The organism is Nocardia sp. JMUB6875 (assembly GCF_041154655.1).
GTDB lineage: Bacteria > Actinomycetota > Actinomycetes > Mycobacteriales > Mycobacteriaceae > Nocardia.
Genome location: NZ_BAAFGR010000073.1, coordinates 12,875 through 36,220 on the forward strand (window position 1 = coordinate 12,875; position 23,346 = coordinate 36,220).

20 protein-coding genes are annotated in these 23,346 nt (G+C 69.3%); 12 read left to right on the top strand and 8 right to left on the bottom strand.

Going from position 1 to position 23,346, the window contains the following annotated elements; translation table 11 throughout:
• The first annotated feature begins 13 nt into the window (after positions 1 to 13).
• Positions 14 to 811: a DUF2127 domain-containing protein gene (locus ACAM49_RS19985; RefSeq protein WP_369637044.1), complete on the top strand. Its 798-nt coding sequence runs from the start codon at positions 14 to 16 to the stop codon at positions 809 to 811.
• A 111-nt stretch (positions 812 to 922) separates the two neighbouring features.
• Here the strand turns inward: ACAM49_RS19985 and ACAM49_RS19990 are convergent, their stop codons facing one another.
• The gene (locus ACAM49_RS19990; RefSeq protein WP_369637045.1) at positions 923 to 2,995 is read right to left on the bottom strand and encodes an alkyl/aryl-sulfatase; all 2,073 of its coding nucleotides are present in this window, start codon (positions 2,993 to 2,995) and stop codon (positions 923 to 925) included.
• A gap of 198 nt (positions 2,996 to 3,193) precedes the next feature.
• Between ACAM49_RS19990 and ACAM49_RS19995 the strand changes: the two genes are divergently transcribed.
• The 5 genes from ACAM49_RS19995 to ACAM49_RS20015 all read left to right on the top strand — a co-directional run bounded on the left by ACAM49_RS19995 (position 3,194) and on the right by ACAM49_RS20015 (position 7,277).
• Positions 3,194 to 3,841 carry a TetR/AcrR family transcriptional regulator gene (locus tag ACAM49_RS19995; RefSeq protein WP_369637046.1) on the top strand — a complete coding sequence of 216 codons (648 nt, stop codon included), beginning with the start codon at positions 3,194 to 3,196 and terminating at the stop codon, positions 3,839 to 3,841.
• Between the two features lie 123 nt (positions 3,842 to 3,964).
• Complete coding sequence (locus ACAM49_RS20000; RefSeq protein ID WP_369637047.1) at positions 3,965 to 4,642, top strand: GAP family protein; 678 nt, start codon at positions 3,965 to 3,967, stop codon at positions 4,640 to 4,642.
• Positions 4,643 to 4,732: 90 nt separating this feature from the next.
• On the top strand, positions 4,733 to 5,008 hold the full coding sequence (locus tag ACAM49_RS20005) for a hypothetical protein (protein WP_369637048.1): 276 nt from the start codon (positions 4,733 to 4,735) through the stop codon (positions 5,006 to 5,008).
• On the top strand, positions 5,005 to 6,009 hold the full coding sequence (locus ACAM49_RS20010; RefSeq protein WP_369637049.1) for a phosphotransferase family protein: 1,005 nt from the start codon (positions 5,005 to 5,007) through the stop codon (positions 6,007 to 6,009). Before ACAM49_RS20005 ends, ACAM49_RS20010 begins: the two co-directional genes overlap by 4 nt.
• A 5-nt stretch (positions 6,010 to 6,014) precedes the next feature.
• Entirely contained in the window at positions 6,015 to 7,277 is a 1,263-nt protein-coding gene (locus ACAM49_RS20015; RefSeq protein WP_369637050.1) for an acyl-CoA dehydrogenase family protein, read from the top strand.
• Positions 7,278 to 7,345: 68 nt separating this feature from the next.
• Here the strand turns inward: ACAM49_RS20015 and ACAM49_RS20020 are convergent, their stop codons facing one another.
• From ACAM49_RS20020 to ACAM49_RS20030, 3 genes are read right to left on the bottom strand one after another with little or no spacing between them, the layout of a single operon-like run.
• Positions 7,346 to 7,744: a DUF4870 domain-containing protein gene (locus ACAM49_RS20020; protein WP_369637051.1), complete on the bottom strand. Its 399-nt coding sequence runs from the start codon at positions 7,742 to 7,744 to the stop codon at positions 7,346 to 7,348.
• Between the two features lie 53 nt (positions 7,745 to 7,797).
• Positions 7,798 to 8,433, bottom strand: coding sequence for a response regulator (locus ACAM49_RS20025; RefSeq protein WP_369637052.1), 636 nt, complete (start codon positions 8,431 to 8,433; stop codon positions 7,798 to 7,800).
• Positions 8,430 to 9,599 carry a sensor histidine kinase gene (locus ACAM49_RS20030; RefSeq protein WP_369637053.1) on the bottom strand — a complete coding sequence of 390 codons (1,170 nt, stop codon included), beginning with the start codon at positions 9,597 to 9,599 and terminating at the stop codon, positions 8,430 to 8,432. The genes ACAM49_RS20025 and ACAM49_RS20030 overlap by 4 nt, the downstream gene beginning before the upstream one ends.
• Before the next feature lie 212 nt (positions 9,600 to 9,811).
• Here ACAM49_RS20030 and ACAM49_RS20035 point away from each other — a divergent pair, with 212 nt between their 5' ends.
• The 5 genes from ACAM49_RS20035 (at position 9,812) to ACAM49_RS20055 (ending at position 19,330) form a co-directional block, all read left to right on the top strand.
• Positions 9,812 to 10,381, top strand: coding sequence for a heme-binding protein (locus tag ACAM49_RS20035; protein WP_369637054.1), 570 nt, complete (start codon positions 9,812 to 9,814; stop codon positions 10,379 to 10,381).
• Positions 10,382 to 10,595: 214 nt separating this feature from the next.
• On the top strand, positions 10,596 to 12,122 hold the full coding sequence (locus tag ACAM49_RS20040; protein WP_369637063.1) for a TIGR02677 family protein: 1,527 nt from the start codon (positions 10,596 to 10,598) through the stop codon (positions 12,120 to 12,122).
• Positions 12,122 to 13,543, top strand: coding sequence for a TIGR02678 family protein (locus ACAM49_RS20045; protein ID WP_369637055.1), 1,422 nt, complete (start codon positions 12,122 to 12,124; stop codon positions 13,541 to 13,543). Before ACAM49_RS20040 ends, ACAM49_RS20045 begins: the two co-directional genes overlap by 1 nt.
• On the top strand, positions 13,543 to 17,817 hold the full coding sequence (locus ACAM49_RS20050) for a TIGR02680 family protein (RefSeq protein WP_369637056.1): 4,275 nt from the start codon (positions 13,543 to 13,545) through the stop codon (positions 17,815 to 17,817). Before ACAM49_RS20045 ends, ACAM49_RS20050 begins: the two co-directional genes overlap by 1 nt.
• Before the next feature lie 283 nt (positions 17,818 to 18,100).
• Entirely contained in the window at positions 18,101 to 19,330 is a 1,230-nt protein-coding gene (locus ACAM49_RS20055; RefSeq protein ID WP_369637057.1) for a DNA-directed RNA polymerase I subunit RPA34, read from the top strand.
• Between the two features lie 187 nt (positions 19,331 to 19,517).
• On the opposite strand, the gene ACAM49_RS20060 is transcribed toward ACAM49_RS20055, so the two are convergent.
• From ACAM49_RS20060 to ACAM49_RS20075, 4 genes are all read right to left on the bottom strand, one after another.
• Positions 19,518 to 19,781 carry a hypothetical protein gene (locus ACAM49_RS20060; protein WP_369637058.1) on the bottom strand — a complete coding sequence of 88 codons (264 nt, stop codon included), beginning with the start codon at positions 19,779 to 19,781 and terminating at the stop codon, positions 19,518 to 19,520.
• A gap of 220 nt (positions 19,782 to 20,001) precedes the next feature.
• A complete protein-coding gene (locus ACAM49_RS20065) occupies positions 20,002 to 21,420 on the bottom strand; it encodes a metallophosphoesterase (protein WP_369637059.1) in 1,419 nt (472 codons plus the stop codon).
• A gap of 143 nt (positions 21,421 to 21,563) precedes the next feature.
• Positions 21,564 to 22,034 carry a cyanase gene (gene cynS / locus ACAM49_RS20070; protein WP_369637060.1) on the bottom strand — a complete coding sequence of 157 codons (471 nt, stop codon included), beginning with the start codon at positions 22,032 to 22,034 and terminating at the stop codon, positions 21,564 to 21,566.
• A gap of 71 nt (positions 22,035 to 22,105) precedes the next feature.
• Entirely contained in the window at positions 22,106 to 22,714 is a 609-nt protein-coding gene (locus tag ACAM49_RS20075) for a carbonic anhydrase (protein WP_369637061.1), read from the bottom strand.
• Between the two features lie 123 nt (positions 22,715 to 22,837).
• Here ACAM49_RS20075 and cynR point away from each other — a divergent pair.
• The coding region (cynR, locus tag ACAM49_RS20080) for a transcriptional regulator CynR (protein ID WP_369637062.1) at positions 22,838 to 23,346 on the top strand (509 nt) is incomplete at its 3' end.

The following is a 23,346-nucleotide window of genomic DNA, read 5'->3' on the forward strand; positions in this document are numbered from 1 at the left end:
TACGCTCCAGCGCATGGACTTCAGTCTGTGGACCTGCGCTGCCCGAGGGCACGAGACCTATGCCCCCACCGAGCCCGAGCTCGCGGCACGCCTCCACGTCGCCACCCCGGCGGGTGAATCCTGGCGCTGCCTGCGCTGCGGTGATTTCGTGCCGGGTGAGCCGCGGCTGAGCGGGCCCGCCGACGACGCGCCCGAGGTGCCGCGCGGGCGGCTGCTGCGCGACCGGATCATCATGCGGCTGCTGGCGGCCGAGCGGGTCGGCCGCGCGCTGGTGCTGATCCTGCTGGGCGCGGGCGTGCTCACCCTGCGGCATCGCCGCGAGCACTGGAAGGCCAACTGGGACAAGGATCTTCCGCTGATCCGCCAGCTCGCCGACCAGATCGGTTTCAATCCGGACCATTCCAAGATCATCCGGGGCATCGACAAGGCGTTCACGCTCTCGCCGAACGTCCTGATCTGGATCGCGGTCGCGCTGTTCGCCTATGCCACCATCCAGATCATCGAGGCGGTCGGCCTGTGGCTGGTCAAGCGCTGGGGCGAGTACTTCGCGGTGGTGGCCACCAGCATCTTCCTGCCGCTCGAGATCTACGAGCTCAGCGAGAAGATCACCTTCCTGCGCATTGCCGCGCTGGTGGTCAACCTGGCCGCGGTGATCTGGCTGCTGTGGAGCAAGTCGCTCTTCGGTCTGAACGGCGGCGCCGCAAAGTATTACGCCGAACACCACTCCGAGAGCCTGATGACCGTCGAGCGCGCGGCGGTCGCCGCCGAGGCCGAGCAGCCCACGCAGCGCATCACCCGAAATCCGCACTGATCCTGCGCGCCAGGATCATTCGGATTCTGTAACCCGGGCACCTATCGATAGTTGTCGCGGCGTGACGTCAGCCTCGGTAACTCCCGTCACGCCGCGACCACTCACCTCACATCAGGGGGTGACGATATTGAAGTTGGGATCCGGCTTGTCCATGACGTCCTTGAGCTGCTTGAGCTTGGTCGGGTCGCCGGTGACCTTGATCGCGCCGGACTGGATCTCTTTCACGATGTCCTTGGCCCCGGTCATGGTGGCGATCAGCTCGAGCCGCGACAGGGTGAAGGTGGCGTCGGGGGCGGGGCCCTTGAAGTCGGCGGGGACCACGTAGTGGATGAGTACGCCGTTGCGTAGCTCGGTGCGGTAGGTCTGGTTCTGGTCGGTAATGACCCAGTCGTTGACCAGGTGCAGGTCCCACGCCTTGGGGCCGTTGACCAGGAATGCCGCGGAGTCGAAGACCTGATCCACGCTCAGGGCGCTGATCATGCTGGCGGAGTTGGCCTTCGTCGGGGTGCCGAAGTTGCCGTTGCGCAGCTCGTAGGCGCCGGAGAGGAAGAAGTTGCGCCAGGTGGCGTTCTCCGAACCGTAGGCGAGCTGCTCGAAGGCGCTGGCCTGCAACATCTTCGCCTTCTCATTGTTCGGATCGGCGAAGATCAGGTGGTTGAGAACCTGGACGCACCAGCGGTAGTCGCCGTCGGAGTAGGCCTTGCGGGCCACCTTCAGCACGCCGCTCGCGCCGCCCATGGCGTCCACGTACCGCTTGCCCGCATCGACCGGCGGGTGCTCCCACAGGTGCGCCGGGTTGCCGTCGAACCAGCCCATGTAGCGCTGGTACACGGCCTTCACGTCGTGGCTGACCGAGCCGTAGTAGCCGTGGTTGTACCACTTCTGCTCGATGGCCGGCGGCATCTGGATCATCTCGGCGATCTCGATGCCGGTGTAGCCCTGATTGAGCATGCGCAGGGTCTGGTCGTGCAGGTAGGCGTAGGTATCGCGTTGCAGCGACAGCCATTCGACGAGTTTGTCGCTGCCCCAGGTGGGCCAGTGGTGCGAGGCGAACGCAACGTCGGAGATGCCGCCGAACATATTGATGGTCTCGGTCAGGTACTGCGACCAGACGTGCGCGTCACGCACCAGCGCGCCGCGCAGGGTCAGCAGGTTGTGCAGCGTGTGAGTCGCGTTCTCCGCCATGCACATCGCGCGGAAGTCGGGGAAGTAGAAGTTCATCTCCGAGGGGGCCTCGGTGCCCGGCGTGATCTGGAAGACCACCTTCACCCCGTCGATGGTCTCCTCCTGACCGGTGCGGGTGACGTCCTTGTTCGGCGGGATGAGGCTCACGGTGCCGGTCGAGGTGGTCATGCCCAGGCCCGCGCCGACCTGCCCCTTCTCACCGCGGGGCAGCGCCGCGCCGTACATGTAGGCCGAGCGGCGCGCCATGGCCGTGCCCGCGAAGATGTTCTCCGCGACAGCGTGTTCCATGAAACCCTGCGGCGCGATCACCGGAATCCGGCCCGAGGCAGCGTCTTCCAGGGTGATGACGCCCAGCGCGCCGCCGAAGTGGTCGACGTGGGAATGGGTGTAGATCATGCCGGTGACCGGCTTCTGCCCGCGCTTGGAGAAGTACAGGTCCATACCGGCCTTGGCGGTCTCGGTGGAGATCAGCGGGTCGATGACGATGACGCCGGTCTTGCCCTCGATGATCGTCATGTTCGACAGGTCCACGCCGCGGATCTGATAGATGCCCGGAACCACTTCGTAGAGGCCCTGTTTCACCACCAGCTGCGACTGCCGCCACAGCGACGGGTTCACCGAGTTGGGGCAGGTGCCCTGAATGAACTTGTAGGACTCGTTGTCCCAGATGGTGTTTCCCTTGGCGTCCTTCACCAGATCGGGCTCGAGCTTGGCGATGAAGCCCTTGTCGGTGTCGGCGAAGTCCTGGGTATCGGAGAAGGGCAGCGCGGACTGCACCTGCTTCTGCTGATCGACGATGTGGCTGCTCGGATCAACCGCGTCCTTGGTGGTCTGCTCGGCGGCGGAGCCGTTGTCGCTGTTGCTGTCGCAGCCCGCGACGGCCGCGCCCACCCCGACGGCCGCCAGCGCGGCCGCGCCCACCCCGAACACTCCGCGCCGGGACACCTGGAAGCGGGGCTTCCGGTCGCCGCGGTTGTTCGTGAGGTCTTCGTCGGTCATCAGAGCTCTCCTGTCTCCATGTGTGGGACGAGCTGTCGATAACTGATCAGTCGCTCGCCATTCCGGCCTGTTTGCCACCGTACACACTATTGCAGTCTCGCTGCAATATACTGAATGGGTGACACTACCCATAACCCCCACCACCGAGTGCCGGACCTGCGTGCGCGCGCTCCGGCCGGGTGTGATCGGATTCCTGTCATGAGCGAGGGCAAGGTCGTCCGCGAAGGCAAGGTCGTCCGCGAGAGCAAAGTCGTCCGCGAGAGCAAGGGCGAGAGCCCGAAGCGCCGGCGCAACCCGGAACAGACCCGCAAGGCGATCATCCAGGGGCTGCTGTCCGCGGTCCACGACGGTGAATTCGATCCGACCACCCGCAGCATCGCCGAGCGGGCGGGCGTGTCCGAACGCAGTATCTTCGTGCATTTCCCGACCCGGACCGCGCTGATCACCGCCTCGGTGGACCTGCAGTCCGACCAGGTCGAGGCGCTGATCGCCGAGGCCGATCCCGAGCTGCCGCTGGAGCAGCGCATCGAGGCGGTGGTGCGGCAGAGCGAGGCGATCTTCGCGCTGCAGCGCGAGCCGCGCGTGCTGGGCCTCATCGAATCGCTGCGCACCCCGGAGGTCGACGCGCGAATGCGGTTGACTGACACGCGCATTCGGGACGCGCTGGGCCGGATGTTCGCGCCGGAGCTGGCCCGCCACGAGGGTGACCAACTGCTGGACCTGATCGACGCCACCGCCGGCTGGCCGTACCGCCACCACCTCGTCGACCGCCGCGGCCTGTCCAAGCGCGCCGCCTCCGACGCCGTGCGCCGCGCGCTCACCGCCATGCTGGTCCGGGAGGGCTGACCACCGCGACCAACGCGGGGGTCCGGAATCAAACAACCCAACAGGAATAGCCGCTAAGTTGCTGAATACGGCGGCTCCTTCGCCGTACGTTTCGGAGGGTTCGCCACCACGCCAGGAGAATTCATGCACCACGCGACCGGACAGATACTCAGCCATGCCGTCGGTGTGGCCATCTCGCCGCTGGCCCTGATCGCCATAATCCTCATCCTGGCCTCGCCGCGCGGCAGAGCCAATGCGGTCGCGTTCATGCTGGGCTGGGTGGCCGCGGTGGCGGTGGTGCTGGTCGCGGCGGTGACGCTGGGTGAGGCGGCCGACCCACATCAGCGCGACGGCGGGCCGGCGACCTGGGTGTCGTGGTTCCGGATCGTCTTCGGCGTGCTGTTGCTGCTGATGGCCTTGCGCCAGTTGAAGATTCACAACGCATGGGAGTCGGGCGGGCCGCTGCCGCCGCGGCTGCAGCGCCTCGACGAGTTCCGGCCGGGCCGGTGTGTCGCGCTGGGAACCATTCTGGTGCTGAGCAATCCGAAGAACATCATCCAGATGGCGGTCGGCGGCGTGACCGTGGCCGAGGGGGACAGCTCCGATGTCGGGCGCACCCTCTCGGTGATCGTGTTCATCGTCATCGCGTCGCTGGGTGTGCTGGTGCCGCTGGCGGTCCACTTCTTCGGCGGCGCCACGGCGCACGCCACACTGGACCGGTGGAAGGAGTGGACGGTGCGCAATCACGCGGGCATCATGTCGGTGCTGTTCCTGGTCCTGGGCGCGAAGACGCTCGGAGACGGGCTGAGCGGGCTCATGTAGCGGATCGGCCGTTCACGGCCGCGACGCGCCACTCTCCCGTACCATCCCGGACTACCTGCCGAACAACGGGATTCACGCCGGAGGCGCGCCATGCAGTATCGGCCAACGGCACCGGAGTTGCTGACGGCGCTCGCCGAGCTGCTCGAGTCGACGCTCATGCCCGCGCTGCCGCCGGAATTGCGGCATCAGGCGCGGGTGGGGGCACATCTGGCCCGCATGCTCGAGCGGGAGCTCACCCTCGGGGCCGAGGTCGCGCGGGCGCCCGCGACGGGCGACGACGAGCAGGTGTGGGCGGCGTTGGTCGCGCAGGTTCGCGCCGATCTGGCCGTCGCCAAGCCGGGCTATGACGCCTGGGAGGGCGAATGACGGGCGATATCGCGGCGGGGCTGGCGCGATTCCTGTCCGAGGACATCGGGCGGGCGGTCACGGTGTCGGGGGTGCAGCCGCTGTCGGCGGGTGCGCGGCGGCGCAATATCGCCTTCGACGCCGACCTCGGGGGCTGTGAGCTGCGGATGGTCGCCACCCTGGTGCCCGGCAGTATTCAATTGCTGCCCGTCGATGTCGAGGCGGGCGTGCGGGAGCTGGCGCGCGAGCACGAGGTGCCGGTCCCCCACGTGCTGGCCGTGTGCACCTCGACGGCTTATGTCGGCGAGCCGTTCATGCTCTCCGAACGGCTGGACGGGGAGACCGTGCCCCGGCGGGTGCTGCGCCTGGTGCACGAGGCCGGCATCGGTGAGCTCGTGGGCGAACAGCTCGGGCGCGCAATGGGTTTGCTGCATGCCGTCGATGCGGACAAGGCCTCCCCCGAGCTGCCCGGCAGCGCCACCGCCGATCCCGCCCGGGCACTGCTGGCCGACGCGGAGGCGATGGTGGCGCGGCTGCTGCCCGACCGACCCGTGTTCGCGCTCGCGCTGGATTGGCTGGCCCGCCATCTGCCGGACCGTCCGGAGCGGCTCACGGTGGTGCACACCGATATTCGCAACGGCAACCTCATCGTCGGTCCCGACGGGCTGCTCGCCATCCTGGATTGGGAAGGGGCGCGACGCTTCGGTGACCCGATGCGCGATGCCGCGTGGTCGGCGCTGCGCATGTGGCGGTTCGGCGTGGACGAGCGCGAGTTCGGCGGCTTCGCCGATCGCGAGACCTTCGTGCGCGGATATCGTTCCGCCGGAGGCGTTTTCGACGCGGACCGCTTCCGCTGGTGGAAGGTGGCGGGCACGCTGGCCTGGGGCACCATGCTGGCCGCGCAGGCCGCCTCGTTCCTCGACGGGAGTGTGCCGAGCATCGTGATGGCCGCCAGCGGGCGGCGCATACCCGAGATCGAATGGGATCTGCTCATGCAGATCCGCCCCACCGCATCGAGGTGACCGTCATGGATTTCGAACTCCCCGACCAGCTTCGGAAGTATCTGGAGGAGCTGGACGAGTTCATCGACCGGGAGATCGTGCCGCTCGAGCAGGCCGACGACAATATCCGGTTCTTCGACCACCGCCGCGAGGACGCCCGCACCGACTGGGAGCGCGGCGGCCTGCCCAGCGCCGACTGGGAGGACCTGCTCGCCGAGTCCCGCCGCCGCGCCGACGCGGCGGGCCACCTGCGCTACGCCTACCCCGCCGAATACGGCGGCCGCGAGGGCTCCAACCTCGACATGGCCGTCATCCGTGAGCATCTCGCGCGCCACGGCCTGGGCCTGCACTGTGATCTGCAGACCGAGCACGCCGTCGTCGCCAACAATGTCGGTCTGCTGCTCATGCACGAATACGGTTCGCCCGCACAGCGATCCGAGTGGAGCGACGGCCTCGCCACCGGCGCGAAGTTCTTCGCCTTCGGAATCACCGAACCCGACCACGGCTCCGACGCCACCTATATGGAGACCACCGCCGTCCGCGACGGCGACACCTGGATCCTCAACGGCGAGAAGACCTTCAACACCGGCATGCACCGCGCCGACGCCGACCTCGTCTTCGCCCGCACCTCCGGCAATCCCGGCGACGGCGTGGGCATCACCGCCTTCCTGGTCCCCGTCGACACCCCCGGCTTCACCGTCGCCGAATTCCTGTGGACCTTCAACATGCCCACCGACCACGCCCACGTGGTCCTGAACGACGTGCGTGTGCCCGCGACCGCGGTCTTCGGCAAGGAGGGCCGCGGCCTGGCCGTGGTCCAGCACTTCTTCAACGAGAACCGCCTCCGCCAGGCCGCCTCCAGCCTCGGCGCGGCCCAGTACTGCATCGACCGCTCGATCGCGTATGCCAAGCAGCGCAAGACCTTCGGCACCCCGCTGGCCGCCAACCAGGCCATCCAGTTCCCCCTGGTCGAGCTCACCACCCAGTGCGAGATGCTGCGCGCCTTCATCCACAAAACCGCCTGGTCGATGGATCGCTACGGCGCGTTCACCCAGTCCGCCCAGGTCTCCATGTGCAACTACTGGTCCAACCGCCTGTGCTGCGAGGCCGCCGACCGCGCCATCCAAATCCACGGCGCCCTCGGCTACTCCCGCCACACCCCTTTCGAACACATCTACCGCCATCACCGCCGCTACCGGATCACCGAGGGCAGCGAGGAAATCCAGATCCGCCGCGTGGCGGGTTACCTGTTCGGATTCATGAAACAGCAAGCCCCGAAAGGCCTCTGATCGAACGCACGACAGCGGCCCGAGCGGACTCGGGCCGTTGTTTCGGACTGTGGACTTCGACTGCGCCGCTACTGAACCGAGTTCGCCAGCCGATCGGCATACGGGGCAACGTACTTGCCGACGATCGGCATCTCCGCGCGCACCCCACCGGTGTTGTTCGCCTGAATCATGGACATGATCCACACGACCAGCGCGAGGACCCCGACCACCAGGCCAGCGAGGCTGAAGATGATCCCCAGCGCGCCGAGCAACGACCCGACGACGCTCAGCACCACATTGAGCACCGACACCGCCCCGAAGAACACGATCGATTGCGCGGCATGGAATTTCACATCGGGATCCTTCTTCCCGACGAACAGGAAGATGATTCCGGTCAGCCAGCCCAGCGCATACGACAGGATCGCGCTGGTCTTCTTGTCCAAGCCGGCGGACTGCGGCTGGTTCATGGGAGATTCAGAAAACGTCATGCGATAAGCACACCCCACCCACGCCCCCTACCGATCCCAACTTTCCGCGGAATTTACTTCAGTAGGCGCTGGTTGTTGGCCACCGATACGGCGGCGGCACGATTGTCCACGCCGAGCTTGTCGTAGATGCGGCCGAGGTGGGTTTTGACGGTGGCTTCGCTGACGTGCAGGGCGCGCGCTATTTCGCGGTTGCCCAGGCCCTGGGCGAGTTGGGTGAGAATGTCCAGCTCGCGGGGAGTCAAGGCGGGCTGGGGGTTTCGCATGCGATTCATGACCCGGTCCGCGATGGGTGGGGACAGGGCGGTGCGGCCCTGGGCGGCGGCATGGATGGCGGCGAAGAGTTCTTCGGGGCGTTCGGCTTTGAGGAGGTAGCCGGTGGCGCCCGCGGCGATGGCGCGGGTGATGTCGGCGTCGGTGTCGTAGGTGGTGAGGACCAGAACGTGGGGGCCGGGGGTGGCGGTGATGCGGCGGGTGGCCTCGATGCCGTCCATGTCGCCGCCGAGTTGGAGGTCCATGAGGACGACGTCGGGGTGGAGGCGGGCGGCGAGCGCCACGGCTTCGGGGCCGCTGCCCGCCTCGCCGATCACGTCGATGTCGGGAGCGCTGGCCAGCAGGGCGCGCAGGCCGGCGCGAACCACGGCGTGGTCGTCGCAGAGTAGAAGGCGGACAGGGTTTTCGGAGGTGGTCACGGGCGCTCCAAGGGGATTTGGGCGGAGACGACGGTGCCGTCACCGGGAGCGGATTCGACGGTGAGGGTGCCGCCGAGCTGACGCAGGCGGGCGCGCATGGCCGGGAGGCCGTGGCCGCGGTCGGGGGTGGTGGCGGGCTGGGCCGGGTCGAAACCGGTTCCGTCGTCGGCGATATCGAGGACGAGGCGGTCGCCCAGGTCGGTGAGCGTGATCGTGACGCAGGTCGCGTCGGCGTGCTCGCGGGTATTGGCCAAGGCGCCCTGTGCGATTCGCAACAGGGCCGCCTCGACGCCCGCGGGGAGGTCGACCGGGGAGCCTTCGACATGGATTCGCACGGTGAGCGATTCGCCGCTCTCGCGTTCGGCCATCGCGCGCAGGGCCGCGGCCAGTGAGCCGCCCGAGGCCAGGTCCGTGGGCGCCAGGTCGTGGACGAAGCGGCGGGCCTCGGCCAGGTTGTGTTCGGCCACCGCCGCCGCGTCGCGGACGTGGTCGCGGGCCCGGACCGGGGCGGTGTCCCAGATCCGGTCGGCGGCCTGCAGCAGCATGCGCTGGCTCGAAAGCCCTTGGGCCAGCGTGTCGTGGATCTCCATCGCCAGGCGCTGGCGTTCGGCGAGGGTGCCCTCGCGGCGTTCGGTCGCGGCGAGTTCGCGGCGGGTGGCGCGCAGATCGGCGATGAGCGCGGCCTGTCGTTCGGTCTGGCGGAGCAGCCCGACGAACAGCGCGGTGCTCAGCGCGGCGACCGCGGGCGGGGCGAGCAGCAGGTTCGGATCGATCCAGTCGGCGAGCTTCAGCTGGGCGTAGACCACCAGGGCGGTCAGCCCGGTCACCAGCGCCAGTGCGTTGCGCAACGGCAGGATGCGCAGACCGGTGTACAGCAGCGGGACCGCGCACCAGGCGAAACTGGGTGCGAGCACGACCAATACCGCCCAGGCGCCGACCAGCAGCGCGAACCACAGCAGCCGGCGCGAGGCGCGCACCTCGCTCACCACATAGAGCGCGGCCAGTCCGATCGAGAGACCGATCACCCACGGCAGGCGCGGATTGTCGTGGTGGCGCAGCACATAGCGCAGCAGCGAGGCGGCCAGCAGAACGTAGAAGGCGCTGTGCACGATGGTGCCCAGCAGCCGGGTCTCATCGCGGGGAGACGACTGTTCCGGCGACGGCATGCTGGCACCTCCTCGGCGGCTGTGACGTGGACAAACCCTCATTCTGCCGTGCCCGCACCCGGACCCGGGTCATCCGATCGGTCGATACGCGGGTCAGCCGGACCGCACGCCGATTCCTATCCGCCGCGCCGATGTCCCGCACCGCCCGGGCCCGCAGGCTGGAAGCCGAACACAGCGAACCGCTTTCACCCCGAGTCACCGGAGGAACCGCCATGGCCGACCAGCAGTCCAACTCCCAGCGCAAGAAGCTGATCATCGGCGGCGCGGCCGCGGCGGTCGTGGCCGCGGGCGTGATCGGCGTCGTCTCCGTGAATGCCCAGGACCCGGATCCGGGCACGAAGACCCCGGTCGTCGCCGATGTCGCCAACGGCAACCTGCAGCAGAGCACCCATCTCACCATCGCCGCCGCCACCAAGGCCGCCCAGGCCGCCCTCGATGCCGCGGTCAAGGAGAACCAGCACGTGACGGTCGCCGTCGTGGACCGCGACGGCAATACCGTGGTGACGCTGCGCGGCGACGGCGCGGGCCCGCAGTCCTACCAGTCGGCCCAGCAGAAGGCCTTCACCGCTGTCTCCTGGAACGCCCCGACCTCTCAGCTCGTCAAGCGCCTCGACGGCGCACCGCACCTCGCCGACATCCCGGGCACCCTCTTCCTCGCGGGCGGCTCGCCGGTCACCGCCAAGGGCGGCGCTCCGATCGCGGGTATCGGCGTCGCGGGCGCGCCCAGCGGCGATCTGGACGAGAAGTTCGCACAGGCGGGCGTGGCCGCCCTCGGCAACTGACGCCCCGAACGGACGTGGTGCCCCGGCTCACCGGGGCACCAGGCAAACACCGCGAATCGGTCGGCGGGTCGGGGGATCGGGCGCGCCGACACTCGGCACGATTCCGAACCGGTCGGCAGGGAGTACTAACCTTCTCCCGGTGACCGAGTCCGCTGACGGATTGCTGCCCGACCCGAGGGGGGTCGGGTCCGAGGAGATTCCGCACGCCGACCGGCTGCGCCTGTTCTCCTTCGCCACCGCCGAGAAACGGGCCGATTACCTGTGGGTGTTGCGGGCCTTCGATACCGCGCGCGCCGCGTACGTGGTGCTGTTGCACGCCTCCGACGTCGCCGACACGCTCAATCGTTGCCCGGGCGCGCCCGCGCTGACCGCTACCGAGGTCGGCCCGCTGCTCGAGCAGTTGCACCAATGGGGTGTGCTGGAGCGCAGTTACGACGGCACGCGGGCGGCGACACTGGCCGAGTACCGGAACCGGCATTTCGTGTACCAGTTCTCGCAGGCGGGTTATCAGGCCTTCCGGGCGGTTTCGGATGTCCTCGAAGCGCGGCTCGACGAGGCGGCGCTGTCGCGACTCGTGCTGCCGGAGCTGCTGGCGGATCTGCACACCCTCGCCGAGGCGAACAAGAGCGCCGACGCACCGCGCGTGTACCGGGTGCTCAACCGATTGGACCGAGCGCTGTCGGATCTGGCCGAGCGGGCCGCGCACTTCTACCTCACCCTCGGCGATCTGGTGCGCACCACCGAGGCCACCCCCGAGGCGTTCCTCGCGCACAAGGACGCCCTGCTGGCGCACATGCGCGAATTCTCCATGGACCTGGCGCGTTTCGCGCCGCGGCTGGCCACCGCCATCCGTGAGGTCGAGGACACCGGCGTCGAGGACCTGATCGAGCGCGCGGCCCGCTGCGACGAGCGCGTCCTGCTCAATACCGCCGAACGCGAGGCGGATTGGCGCGCCCGCTGGCAGGGTCTGCGGGCCTGGTTCATCGCCGACGGCGAGGCCGGGCTCACCGAATGCGAGCGCCTGCGCGAGGCCACCATGAGCGCCATCGCCGCGGTGCTGTCGCTGCTGCGGCGCGTCACCGAGACCCGCAAGGGCGGCGTCAGCCGGGAATCCGCGCTGCGGCATCTGGCGGGCTGGTTCACCGCGGCCCCGACCGCCGATGCCGCGCACGCCCTCTACGACGCCGTCTTCGGCCTGGGCCGCCCGCGCCATCTGGCCATGCACCATCCGGACGCGGATGTGATTCCCGCCATCCGATCCTGGTGGGACGCACCGCCATTGGAGATCGCCCGCACCCTCGCCGAGACCGGCCGCCCGCCCACACCGGGCGCGCCCGCCAGGTTGCAGCGCAATGACGCGGGCATCCGCCGCCTGCGCCAGGTCCAGCTCGACGCCCAGCGCGCCCGCGCGGAGGCGGCCCGCTCGCTGGCCTCCGCCGACCTCTACGACCGCGAACTCGACGAGGGCGAGACCGAGGTGCTGCTGAAGCTCCTCGACGCCGCCTCCACCGCCTGGGTGCCGGTGAGCGGCCGCGTCCCGGGCACCTCCGGCTCCGACAACGGGGTGACGCTGACGGTCTCCGAGCATCCCGGCTCGACCCTGGTCCGCACCTCCAAGGGCGTGCTCCACCTCAACAATCGACGCCTGGAAGTGCGCGAGACCACGTCCCTGCGGGGCCGCAAAGCCCCTGCGGCACGGCCGAATCCGCCGGAGACCCCCGACGACGGGCAGGTGGGCTGATGCACGCGCGGACCATCGATTCGCTGGCACTGGACAGCTACCAGCGCGCGGCGCGAGTGATTCTCGCCAACCACCTGGTCACCCGCACCTACCCGGATCGCATTGCGCTGCCGCTGCTCCGGCGGTGGGCCACCGAGCTGCGCGAGGATCTCGCCGAGCTGTTCGGCTACCGCCTGGAGGTCACCGAGACCACGGCACGCCTGTTCCCGGTGCTGGATCGGCTCGAGGCCGGACGGCCCGCGCGCACCACCGGCGACCGGTTGTTCGACCGCCGCCGCTACGCCTACCTGGCCCTCGCGCTGGCCGCGCTCGGCCGGGCCGGGGATCAGATCACCTTGTCGGAGTTGGCCGATCAGGTCGCCGCCTACACCGAGCGCATCGACGGCCTGGAACTCGCGCCGGATCGGGCCGCGGATCGCGACGCCTTCGTCGACGCGGTCGGCTGGCTGGCGGCGCGCGGCGCGGTCACCCTCGCCGACGGCGACGCCGGTGGCTGGGCCAGCGATCCCGAAGCGGGCGAGGCCCTCTACGACATCGACCGGTCGGTCGTCTTCGCGCTGTTCCGTCCGCCGCGCGCGCTGCAGCATCTGCAGAGCGTTACCGGACTGCTCGGCGAGGAGGCGGGCGGGGCCGATACCCGTTCCCCCGCAATGGCTCTCGCGGCCCGCAAGGTGCGCCGCGCCCTGGTCGAGCAGCCGGTCGTCTACGCCGACGAACTCGACGAACCCGAACGCACGCTGCTGGCCCAGGAGAAGCTGGTCACCGAGGTCGAATACCTCACCGGCCTGCGCGCCGAGCGCCGCGCGGAAGGCGTTGCCCTGATCGACAGTTCGGGCCGCCTCTCCGATGTCCGTTTCCCCGGCACCGGCACCCTGGCCCAGGTGGCGCTGCTGCTCGCGGGCGAGATCGCAGATCTGGTGCTCGACATCGACAACCCGGTCGCCCGCCGCCCGCGCCCCGACCGGCCGCTCACGGACCTGGCCGAGCAGCTCGACTCCGCCATCCCGGCGACGACGGTCTTCGCGCCGCTCGCCGACCCGCTGGATGTCTTCGGCCCGCACGAGGATTCGGAGGAGGAGCCCGAGGAACCGGAGATCCCGGAATTCCCGTTCATCGAATCCTCCTGGATCCGCGACACCGTCCAGATGCTCACCGCCCGCTACGGCAACACCTTCGCCGCCCAGTGGCAGGCCGACGTCCCCGGCCTCACGGCAGAGGTGGTCTCGCTGCTGGAGCGCCTGCGTCTGGTGGAGCTGGTCGACGGCGGCCTGCTCATCCTCCCCGCGCTGGCCCGCTATCGGGGCGCGATCGTCACCATCCGCACCCGTGCGGAATCGGAATTGTTCATCTCCCCCACGCAACTCGGCGATTCGGCCGAGCCCGGCGCGGACAGCTCGACAGAGAAGGGATCAGGGAACTGATGGCCGACCACATTCACGGTGGAGTGCGCTTCGTCCCCACCCGCGCGGGCATCATCAACCTGTGGGACTACCGCGACCAGGAGTTCTGCTTCGCCGACGGCCGCCTGGTGCTGCGCGGACCCAATGGCTCGGGCAAGACCAAGGCCCTGGAGGTGCTGTTCCCGTTCGTATTCGACGGGCGCATCGAGCCGCGCCGCCTCAACCCGTTCGCGGGCGAGGAACGCACCATGAAGTCGAACCTGCTGTACCGCAAGCAGGAATCGGCCTACTCGTACGTGTGGATGGAGTTCGCACGCGGCAGCTGGGACGAGCCGGAGACGGTGACCATCGGCATCGGCATGCGCGCCACCCGCTCCAACGACAAGGTGACCCGTTGGTACTTCGTCGCGGACGGGCGTGTGGGCGTGGACTTCTCGCTGTTGGGCCCCGATGATCGGCCGTTGACCCGTAAGCAGCTGGCCGAGCAGATCGGCTCCGACGCCATCGTGGATCGGCCGGTCGAGTATCGGAACGCCATCGACGCCCGCATGTTCGGGCTCGGGCAGCAGCGCTACGACCAGCTGATCAACCTGATCCTGACGCTGCGCCGCCCGCAGCTGGCCAAGAACCTCGACCCGCGCGGGCTCTCCCAGGCCCTCACCGACGGCCTGCGCCCGCTCGACGAGCAGCTGATCCTCGACGCCGCCCGCTCCTTCAGCGATATGGAGGAGGTCGGCCGCACCCTCGAAGGCCTGGTCCAGGCCGACACCGCCACCCGCGATTTCGTGAAGGTGTACCGCAAATACCTTGCCGTGCAGGCGAAGTCCGATATCGACCAGGTGCAGGCGCGCCTGGACGCGGTGACCCACGCCAGCACCGCCCTGCATGCCGCCGCCGCCCTGCGCAAGCGCCGCGACACCGAGCGTTCCGCCGTCGAGACCCGCGCCGAGGACGCCGACCGCGCCTACGAGCAGGCCCTCGCCGACCGCGAGACCCTGCAGCGCTCCAGCGCCTACGAGGGCAAGCAGCAACTCGACGACCTCGCCGACGCCGTGCGCCGCCTCGAGACCTCTGCCGCCGTCCACAACGACAAGGCGCTGAAGTCCCGCCAGACCGTCGACCAGCGCCTCGAGGAATCCGAGCGCGCCCAGGCCGCGGTGGCGAACGCGTCATCCGCCCTGGCCCGCGGCGAGGACGAATTGCGTTCCGCCGCGGAGGAAGCTGGCATCCCCTGGACGACCCTGCCGGAGTCGGCCCGCGCCGACAACCTCACCACCACGGTCCGCTCCCACGCCGAGGAACGCGACGCCGACGTCCGCGCCGTCCGCCGCGCCCTGACGCTCGTCGACCAGGCCGTCACCGAACGCACCCGCGCCGAGCGCGCCGCCCAGCGGGCCGTGGAGGCGCGCGAGTCCGCCGCCGCCGAATTGGCCGCGGCCGAAGCCGGAGTCGCACTGGCTCGCTCGAACACCGGTGTGGCCCTGCGGGACTGGTGGGACACGCATCGAGAGGTCTACTCCCCCATCCGCACCGGCCTGTTCGAGGCCATCAACGACGCGCTGGCGGCGGTGGGCACCGAGCAGGCACCCGAGGACGCCACTGCGGCCACACCGGCCGAAGTGCTCGCCGAGCGCACCGAACCGCTGACCGACGAGATCCGCGCGCGCCGCCAGGAAGCGCGGGGCCGGGCCGCCGCCGCCAGCGCCCGCGCGAGCGAGCTGCGCGCCGAACGCGAGGCCGTCGCCGCCGAACATGATGACGCGCCAACCCCTTTCAGCTCGCGCACGGACGCACGCTCGGATCGACCGGGCGCACCGCTGTGGCGGCTGGTCCGCTTCGCGGACACCGTCGGCGCTCCGGAGGCGGCTGGCATCGAGGCCGCGTTGCAGGCGGCGAACCTGCTCGACGCGTGGGTGTGCCCCACCGCCGAACTGCCCGATCACGCGTCCGACCAGTTCCTGGTGCCGCTGCCGCCGAAGCAGCGGCCCTCCGGGCGCACGCTCGCCGATGTGCTTGTGGTCGAGGACGACTCCGACTCGCTCACCGTGCCCCGGCAGACCGTCGCCGATGTGCTGGCATCAATCGCCCTCCACGAGGTAGGAACCGGTCCCGCGACCGACGGCACGCGGATGGCGTCCGGGGCTGCGGCACAGCCGGTTTCGCCCGACGGCGTCGCCATCGCCATCGACGGCCGCTTCCGCCAGGGCGTACAGGCCGGTCGCCACTTCAAGGCCGACGCGGAGTTCATCGGCACCACCGCCCGCGCCCGGCGGCGCGAACTGCGCCTGGCCGAGCTCGCCGCCGCCATCGAAGCCGCCGAGACCGAGGCCGAGACCGCCAAGTCCGAGGAACAGGCCGCCACCGACGAGCTGGCGCGTATTTCGGCCGCCGCCAAGGCGCTTCCGCGCACCACGGCCGTCACCGCGGCCCTGCGTGGCGTCGCGGAGGCCGCGGGCATGCTGCGCTCGCGGTCGGAAGCGGCCGCCCAGGCCGAGAAGGATCTGGATCAGGCCGTCGCCGAATACGGCAATGCGGACAAGAAGGTCCGCGCCATCGCGGCCGATCACCGCGCTCCGCGCGATCCGGCCGAGCTGGACGCCCTGGCCGCCGCCGTCAGGCATTTCGAGAACGCGGGCACGGCCCTGCTGCGACTGCGCGGCGATCATCAACGCGAGCACGAACGTTCGCGGGAGGCCGGGGACCGGCTGCTCGAATCGAAGGATCTGGCCGAGGCGTTCGCCGAGGAGGCCGAGGCCGCGCGCTCCGGTTACGAGGAGCAGCTGCGCAAGCTCGAGACGCTGCGCGAGGCACTGGGAGCCGGTGCGGCCGATATCGATCGGGAACTGGAACTCGCCCGCGAGAAGATCGACGCGGCCCGCGCCGAGCAGAAGGCGGCCCGCAAGGCCGCCGCCGAGGCCATCGAGGCGGTCGGCACCGCCGAGGGCGCGCACCGGGCCGCGCACGACGCCCTCGGCACCGCCCTGACCGAATTGCTGGCCGACGTACGGCATTTGGCCCCCTACGCGCGTCCGGACCTGCTGAGCCTGCTGGGCGCACCCGCCGACAGCCGCTGGCCCAGCAGCGACGCCGCCTGGTCCACGCCCGAGCAGCTGCTCTACCGGATCGAGAACGGCGAGCCCGAGCAGGAGCCGAAGGTGCTGCCCGACGAGGTGGCCACCCTGTTCGAGAACCTCACCACCGCAACCGCTTCGGTGCGCGCGGGCGAGGCGGCCCGCAAGTCGACCCGCAGCGCGGTCACCACCGCCCTGCAGGAGTTCGACGCCGCCCTGACCGCCGCCCGCCAGGACTACCGCCTGCACTGGGATGCCGCCGACGGCCTCACCGTGGTCCAGGTGCACGACGATCACGGCCTGTCGTCGCTGGCCGATTTCGCCGAGCGCATCGGTGCGGCCCGCCACGATCAGGAGCTGCTGCTCACCGATGCCGAGCGCCGCATCCTCGAGGACGCGCTGCTGACCGGTCTGGCCCAGCAGATCCACGAACGCACCTCCGACGCCCGCGATCTCATCGCCCGCATGGGCACCGAGATGAAGCAGCGCCGCATGTCCTCGGGCAACACCATCGGCGTGCACTGGGTGCTGGCCGACAATCTCTCCGAGCCCGCCCGCGCGGTCTGCAAACTGCTCGACCGCGACTCCTCCGACCTCACCCCGGAGGATCTGTCCACCATCCGCGCCTACTTCGCCGCGGAGATCCGCACCGCCCGCGCCGCCCATCCGGAGCGCTCGTTCCCCGAAATCCTCGCCGCCACCCTCGATTACCGCACCTGGCGCATCTTCTCCTTCACCATCGTCACCGCCGACGGCACCGAGGACCGCCTCACCGTGGCCCGCCACAGCGCCCTCTCCGGCGGCGAACAGTCGGTCTCCCTGCACCTTCCGCTCTTCGCCGCGGCCCACGTCATGCTCGATTCCGCCGACCCGCAGGCGCCGCGCCTGCTGGCGCTGGACGAGGCCTTCGCGGGCGTCGACGACAACGGCCGCAGCGAACTCCTCGGCCTGTCCGTCCAATTCGACTTGGACCTCTTCATGACCGGCTACGACCTCTGGATCACCTACCCCCACGTCCCCGCCTGCGCCCACTACGACCTCGCGCACTCTGCGGCCGAGAACACCGTCTCCGCAACCCTGCTCGTGTGGGATTCGGACGATCTGCTCGCCGAGCACGACGGCACCGATCTCACCGCCGCCCTCGGCTCCCCCAATCGCCGCCGCCTCCCGCACGGCCTGGAGGGCGCCATCCCGTTGGACGACGAACTCGAACTCACGTCCTGACCCGCACCGCGGGGTGAGATTCGCACCATATGTCTGCCTGGTCCGATCCGGAATCCCGTTGCGGGCGAATGGGGTCGGCAACCCCACTGGACGCCGAGTTCGGGCGGCTCCCCGTAGTGCCCTGACTCGCACCCGATTCCGCGTGTCGCGGCGCGGCGCGCCGTAAGGATTGGACCATCGGCAAATCAACAGTTTCGCGGTTGGGCTTACATCGACTAAAAATGTTCTCCGTGCCTACCGGAATCACTTGTCAGCCATCCGGACTCCCTGGACGGGGGTCCAGATGACTATCGAACATCCGCGCGAGGACGAGGTCAGTCAGCTGGCGCAACGGGTCGAGAAGGCTCGGGGCCGGTTGGCCTACCAATACGATCCCGCTCTCACCGATGCGCTGTCGGAGACCGAGCTCGTCGCCGAACGCGAGCTAGCCGAGCGCATCCGCGAGCAGGAGCGGGCTCAACGCTGGAAACAGGCCGAGGCCGCGGCCAGTGCCGCCGATCGGGCTCGGCAGACCACCGAAGAGATTGAGAAGGCCGACATTCGCGACTTGCTGCTCGCCCGCAAGGCGATCGCCGCACAACGGCGAGAATCGAGCCCGCACGCCAAACTGGCGTCGCTGTACAAACATCGGGCCTGGAGCCAGCGCGCGCTCGCCGGTGTGGTCGCGGCCGGCATGCTCTGGTCCGCGGTCAACGTGCAGCACAATATCGCGCCCGGCGGAGCGAGCGATCCCCTCTACTGGTTCAGCTATCTGCTCGAAGGCATGATCAGCGTCTGCCTCGTGATCATCATGATCGGCACCAACAAGGTCGCCGAGTGGGGCGTGATCGACAGCCGCAAACAGGTTGTGGTGGCCGAGGTCGCGCTACTGAGCCTGACGGTCATCCTGAACACCTACCCGTACCTCAAGCAGGGCAGCTGGTACGACGTGGCGGTGCACGCCATCGCGCCGGTCATGATCGGGGTGGCGCTGCTCATCCACAATGCGGCGGCGGGCCGGTACGGCCTGGCCATCGTGCGTGCCACCGACCAGATCCGGGATCTACCCGATCCGGGCGAACAACTACGCCGCGCCGCACCGACCGTAGTGTCCTGGCCGACGCGCCCGCAGCCGCCGTCGGTGCCGACCCCGACCCCGGCCCTGCCCGCGGCCCCGGTCGAGTCCGAGCGGACCGTTGACGCCGAGGCGCAGGTGGTCGAGCCCGACACCCGGGCCACCCGCTCGGAGAGCCACAAGTCCGAGAACCATTCCACCAACGGCGCTTCCACCAACGGCAAGTCCGCCGACAAGGAACGCCGTTCCGCCACCGGCAAGACCCGCAAGGCCGAGGAGGACGACCGTTCCCCGCTGGCCGATCTGGCCGACCCGGTGCCCCCGCTCAATGTCTACGACACCGGTCAGTTCCGGATCGCCGAGACGCTCGAGCAGGAACTCGCCGAACTCCAGGCCGCCCGCCGCCGGGCCCGCGCCGCCTCGCGCTCGCGCAACGGCAGCTCCCTCGACGACGACTGAGCTCCTGAGACCTCCAGCAACGCACCTTTTGTGAGTACGAATCGGCCGGTGCCCCAGTGACATCGGTCCGATCCGACGCCGACACCCCGGTGACCCGCAGCCAGCGGGGGCCGGGGTGGCGTCGTTTCAGGGGGCATACGCGAACGGGCCCGGCGGTGGAAAACCGCCGGGCCCGTGGGGAATTGGATCAGTGGCCTGGTTCGGCCGTCTCGGCGGGCACCACGACGGCCGAGCGCGGCTGGGCCGGGGTGCCCGCGTGCTGGATGTAGCCGAGCCAGCCGGTGCCGACGAAGACGGCGAGCAGTACCGCGGTGGGGAACTCGAAAAGCAGCCAGCCGGTGGCGAATACGGCGTCCCGGACGGGATGCGCGGCGCGGGTGGAGCGAATGGGCGGGCGTTGATGTCGGAGCGAACCGTGACCGGAACGGTAATGCCTGCCCTGCCTGCCCACCAAAGCCTCCATCGTCGAGAGAACCGCCGAACCCAGAATGACCGATCGGCGAGGCGCGCACAGCGGTGAACGAGGGGACATCACGATGTCCGGTCGGAGCTGGGCAAGGCACTCGCACCAGGCAGTATGCCCAAATGGGTCGGCATTGTGGGCACATTGACCCGACATACCGGCACGACACACCACGAGATCTCGCGGCCACCAAGGCTTTCGGCGCCGGTCAGTGCGCGGCGGGCACCCCGCTCAGACCCGAGAAGTCCCGCAGCACAACGTGATTGCGGTCGTTGAGGCTGCCCAGCGCGTGATCGGGATGCAAGCCCAGGTACTGGCTGCGGGTGCGGGTGCTCCACCGGCGCGCCGCCTCGGACCGTGTCTTGCAGAAGTTGACCATGTACCCACCCTCGTAGACGCGCACCAGCGTGTATCCGCCCGGATACTCCTTGACCGCGCCCACCTCGAGGAACTCCACGCCGATCCGGGAATCCGGGCGGCTCAGCCGATTCCGATGCGTATGCCCGCTGTGGTGCAGGAACACTCCGGGCGCGGTCGCGTACATGGCGTGCATTGCGGCCGCGTTGAAGCGGTCCAGCACGAAGCCGGGCCCGCCCGGATTGCTCACCGCCGCATGCCGGGTCACCGGATGGTGTCCGAAAACCAGTGTCGGACGGTCGGGTTCGCCGCGCAGCAGTTCGCGCAGGTGGGCCAGCTGCGGCGGGCTGATGGTGCCGCCCGCGCCGCGCGGGCGGGTGGTGTCGAGGCCGATGAGCCGCATTCCGCCCGCGAAGTATTCGACGAGCCGGTCGCGCGGATGGAACACCTCGCCCCAGTGGTCGGGCTCCCCCGGCGGGCGGATGTCGTGATTTCCCCTGCACACGAAGTAGTCCCGGCCCAGCGTGCCCCATTCGTCCAGGCGTTCACGGACGCCGCGGCACTGCTCGGCCGTCCCGGAGTCGGTCATATCGCCCGCCACGATCAGCTGGTCCACGGCGCGGTCGGGTAGTCGCAGGTCGTCCAGCATGGCCTGCAGCATGAATTCGGGGTATTCCTCGGCGCCGCCGGTGAGTCCCTCGAACAGGCCCGCGAACAGTCCGCTGGCCGGTTCCCCGTAGTGCAGGTCGTTGGCGAGGGCCAGGGTGCGGATCAACCGTCCCGGCGGTGGCGTCAGGGTGGTGAAAACACCGGTGGATTCCGGTGTTCCGGAGCGCCGGGTCACCAGCGTCCGGGCGGGCAGCGCGCGGGTGCCGTCGGAGTACGCCTCGAATCGATAGGTCCGGCCCGGTTCCAGGTTCCGGATCTCCGCGTAGTGGTACGCCGTCCGCCGCCCCTCGAAGTGCCAGGTGCGCGGCGGCTCACGCCCGTCGGCGGGCCCGATGCGCACCTCGGTGTCGGCGGGCACGGGTCGCGGGCGCCCGGCCCGGTTGCGGGCCCGGGTGGTCCAGGTGATGACGGCCGAATGATCGGTCACGGTCACGACTTCCAGGTCCGAGGCGAGCAACGCCTCGCGCTGCTCCCGTCGTGCCCCGCGTTGTTCCCGTCGCGCCTCGAGGGCGAACAGCGGGCGCGGAGTGCGCACGGCCACCGCCGCGCCCGCGCTCGCCGCATTGGCCAGCCACATGGTCCGAAGTCGCGGTTCCAGCATCACATCTCCGTCCGCCGTGCTCCCTGAGAGCGACGGTACGGTTACCAGATAAACCTCCAGATGCCCGAACATGACCGATCAGCTTCCAATTACGGACAATCAGGTCATCTTCGGGCGATCCGGTGTCAGAACGGCCGTGTAGGTCAGAACGGCTTGGTGGGCAGGTACTTCCCATCCAGCGTGATGATCGCCCGCTCCCCACCCTCGGGATCGGCCACCTTCTTCACGTCCAGCCTGAAGTTGATGGCCGAGATGATCCCGTCCCCGAACTGCTCGTGCACCAGGGCCTTCAGCGTGGTGCCGTAGACCTGGAGCATCTCGTAGAAGCGGTAGATGGTCGGATCGGCCGGGACGCCACCGGGAATCGAGCCGCGCATCGGAATCGTCTGCAACAGCCGCGCGGCGTCCTCGTCGAGATCGAGCAGTTCGGCCACCGCCAGCGCGGACTTCTCCGGCAGCGGGTGCTGTCCGAGGATCGCGGCGGTGGTGAAGGCGACCGACAGCCCGGCGGCGTCGGCGATCTGCTGCCAGGTCAGGTCCTTGGCGATCTTGGCGGTGACGGCGATGTCCGCGAGAACCTCGCGGGCGGTCGGATCGAACTGTGCGTGCACCATGGTGGTGACTCCTTTCGTGAAGCCGTTTCGCGAGCGCGAAATCGGTGGTCTGGGAAGGGGATCGGATGGATTCAAGCGGCGAGCGCGCTGAACTCACCGTGCGGATCGAGCGCCTCGACGCGCCCGCTGCCGATGTCGTACACCCAGCCGTGCAAGGTCAGGGTGCGCCTGGCGAGGGCCTGCGCCACCGCCGGATGGGTGGCGAGATTGGCCAGCTGTGCCACCACATTGTGGCGAACCAGCGCCGATACCGCTGCGGCACCGGTGATTTCGGATGCGATCCGGGCCCGGGCGGCATCCGCGTGCCGCAGCCAGCCCGCGATGGCGGGCAGGCCGGACAGGTCGTGTCCCTCGGCGAGCGCGGTCATCGCACCGCAGGCGGAATGGCCGCAGACGACGATGTCGCTGACGCCGAGGACGCTCACCGCGTACTCGATGCTGGCGACGACGCCATTGGCCGCGTCCGGAGTGTAGGGCGGGACGAGATTGCCCGCGTTCCGGATGACGAAGAGTTCACCGGCCTCGGCTGAAGTGATGAGCTCGGGCACCACCCGGGCATCGGAGCAGCCGATGAACAGCGCGCCCGGGTGATGGTCACCGGCCAAGCGGGCGAACAGATCCGCCTTGACGGGAAAGACGTCGCGCTGGAACCGCTCGAGACCGTCCTCGAGGTTCGGCATGGGAACTCCTCTCCGAGACTGTCTGCCCCCTCGGGCTGACAAGTTCCACCCTCCCCGACCCGGCCCTATAGCGTCCAAGTCGCAGTGATGATCGATTCGATTGCTCTCATCTATAGTTGGTCGGTGACACCAGAACTGCGGCACCTGCGCTACCTGCTCGCCGTCGCCGACCACGGCAACTTCACCCGCGCCGCCGAAGCTCTCCACGTCTCCCAGCCGACCCTGTCCCAGCAGATCCGCCAGCTAGAGCGCCTCGTCGGCGTCCCCCTGCTCGACCGCACCGGCCGCACGGTCCGCCTCACCGACGCCGGTGCCGTCTACGCCGACCACGCCCGCCGCGCCCTGCGCGAACTCACCGCCGCCGACCGCGCCGTCCACGACGTCGAATCCCTCACCCGCGGCACCCTCCGCCTGGCGGTAACCCCCACCTTCGCCGCCTACCTGATCGGCCCCCTCATCGCCGAATTTCACGCGAACCACCCCGGCATCACCATCGACCTCACCGAAACAGCCCAGGACGCAATGGAATCCGCCCTCCTGTCCGACGAACTCGACCTGGGCATAGCCTTCGCCACCCCCACCCTCCCCGGCCTCGAAACCACCACCCTCTTCGAAGAATCCCTGAGCCTGGT

Bases quoted from the DNA above. Each gene is read 5' to 3' on its own strand.
- ACAM49_RS20075 (WP_369637061.1), bottom strand. From the start codon at position 22,714: ATGCCGAACCTCGAGGACGGTCTCGAGCGGTTCCAGCGCGACGTCTTT.
- ACAM49_RS20045 (WP_369637055.1), top strand. From the start codon at position 12,122: ATGCACGCGCGGACCATCGATTCGCTGGCACTGGACAGCTACCAGCGC.
- ACAM49_RS20020 (WP_369637051.1), bottom strand. From the start codon at position 7,744: ATGACGTTTTCTGAATCTCCCATGAACCAGCCGCAGTCCGCCGGCTTG.
- ACAM49_RS19985 (WP_369637044.1), top strand. From the start codon at position 14: ATGGACTTCAGTCTGTGGACCTGCGCTGCCCGAGGGCACGAGACCTAT.
- ACAM49_RS19995 (WP_369637046.1), top strand. From the start codon at position 3,194: ATGAGCGAGGGCAAGGTCGTCCGCGAAGGCAAGGTCGTCCGCGAGAGC.
- ACAM49_RS20015 (WP_369637050.1), top strand. From the start codon at position 6,015: ATGGATTTCGAACTCCCCGACCAGCTTCGGAAGTATCTGGAGGAGCTG.
- ACAM49_RS20055 (WP_369637057.1), top strand. From the start codon at position 18,101: ATGACTATCGAACATCCGCGCGAGGACGAGGTCAGTCAGCTGGCGCAA.
- ACAM49_RS20010 (WP_369637049.1), top strand. From the start codon at position 5,005: ATGACGGGCGATATCGCGGCGGGGCTGGCGCGATTCCTGTCCGAGGAC.
- ACAM49_RS20030 (WP_369637053.1), bottom strand. From the start codon at position 9,599: ATGCCGTCGCCGGAACAGTCGTCTCCCCGCGATGAGACCCGGCTGCTG.
- ACAM49_RS20050 (WP_369637056.1), top strand. From the start codon at position 13,543: ATGGCCGACCACATTCACGGTGGAGTGCGCTTCGTCCCCACCCGCGCG.
- ACAM49_RS19990 (WP_369637045.1), bottom strand. From the start codon at position 2,995: ATGACCGACGAAGACCTCACGAACAACCGCGGCGACCGGAAGCCCCGC.
- cynS (WP_369637060.1), bottom strand. From the start codon at position 22,034: ATGGTGCACGCACAGTTCGATCCGACCGCCCGCGAGGTTCTCGCGGAC.
- ACAM49_RS20065 (WP_369637059.1), bottom strand. From the start codon at position 21,420: ATGCTGGAACCGCGACTTCGGACCATGTGGCTGGCCAATGCGGCGAGC.
- ACAM49_RS20000 (WP_369637047.1), top strand. From the start codon at position 3,965: ATGCACCACGCGACCGGACAGATACTCAGCCATGCCGTCGGTGTGGCC.
- ACAM49_RS20035 (WP_369637054.1), top strand. From the start codon at position 9,812: ATGGCCGACCAGCAGTCCAACTCCCAGCGCAAGAAGCTGATCATCGGC.
- ACAM49_RS20005 (WP_369637048.1), top strand. From the start codon at position 4,733: ATGCAGTATCGGCCAACGGCACCGGAGTTGCTGACGGCGCTCGCCGAG.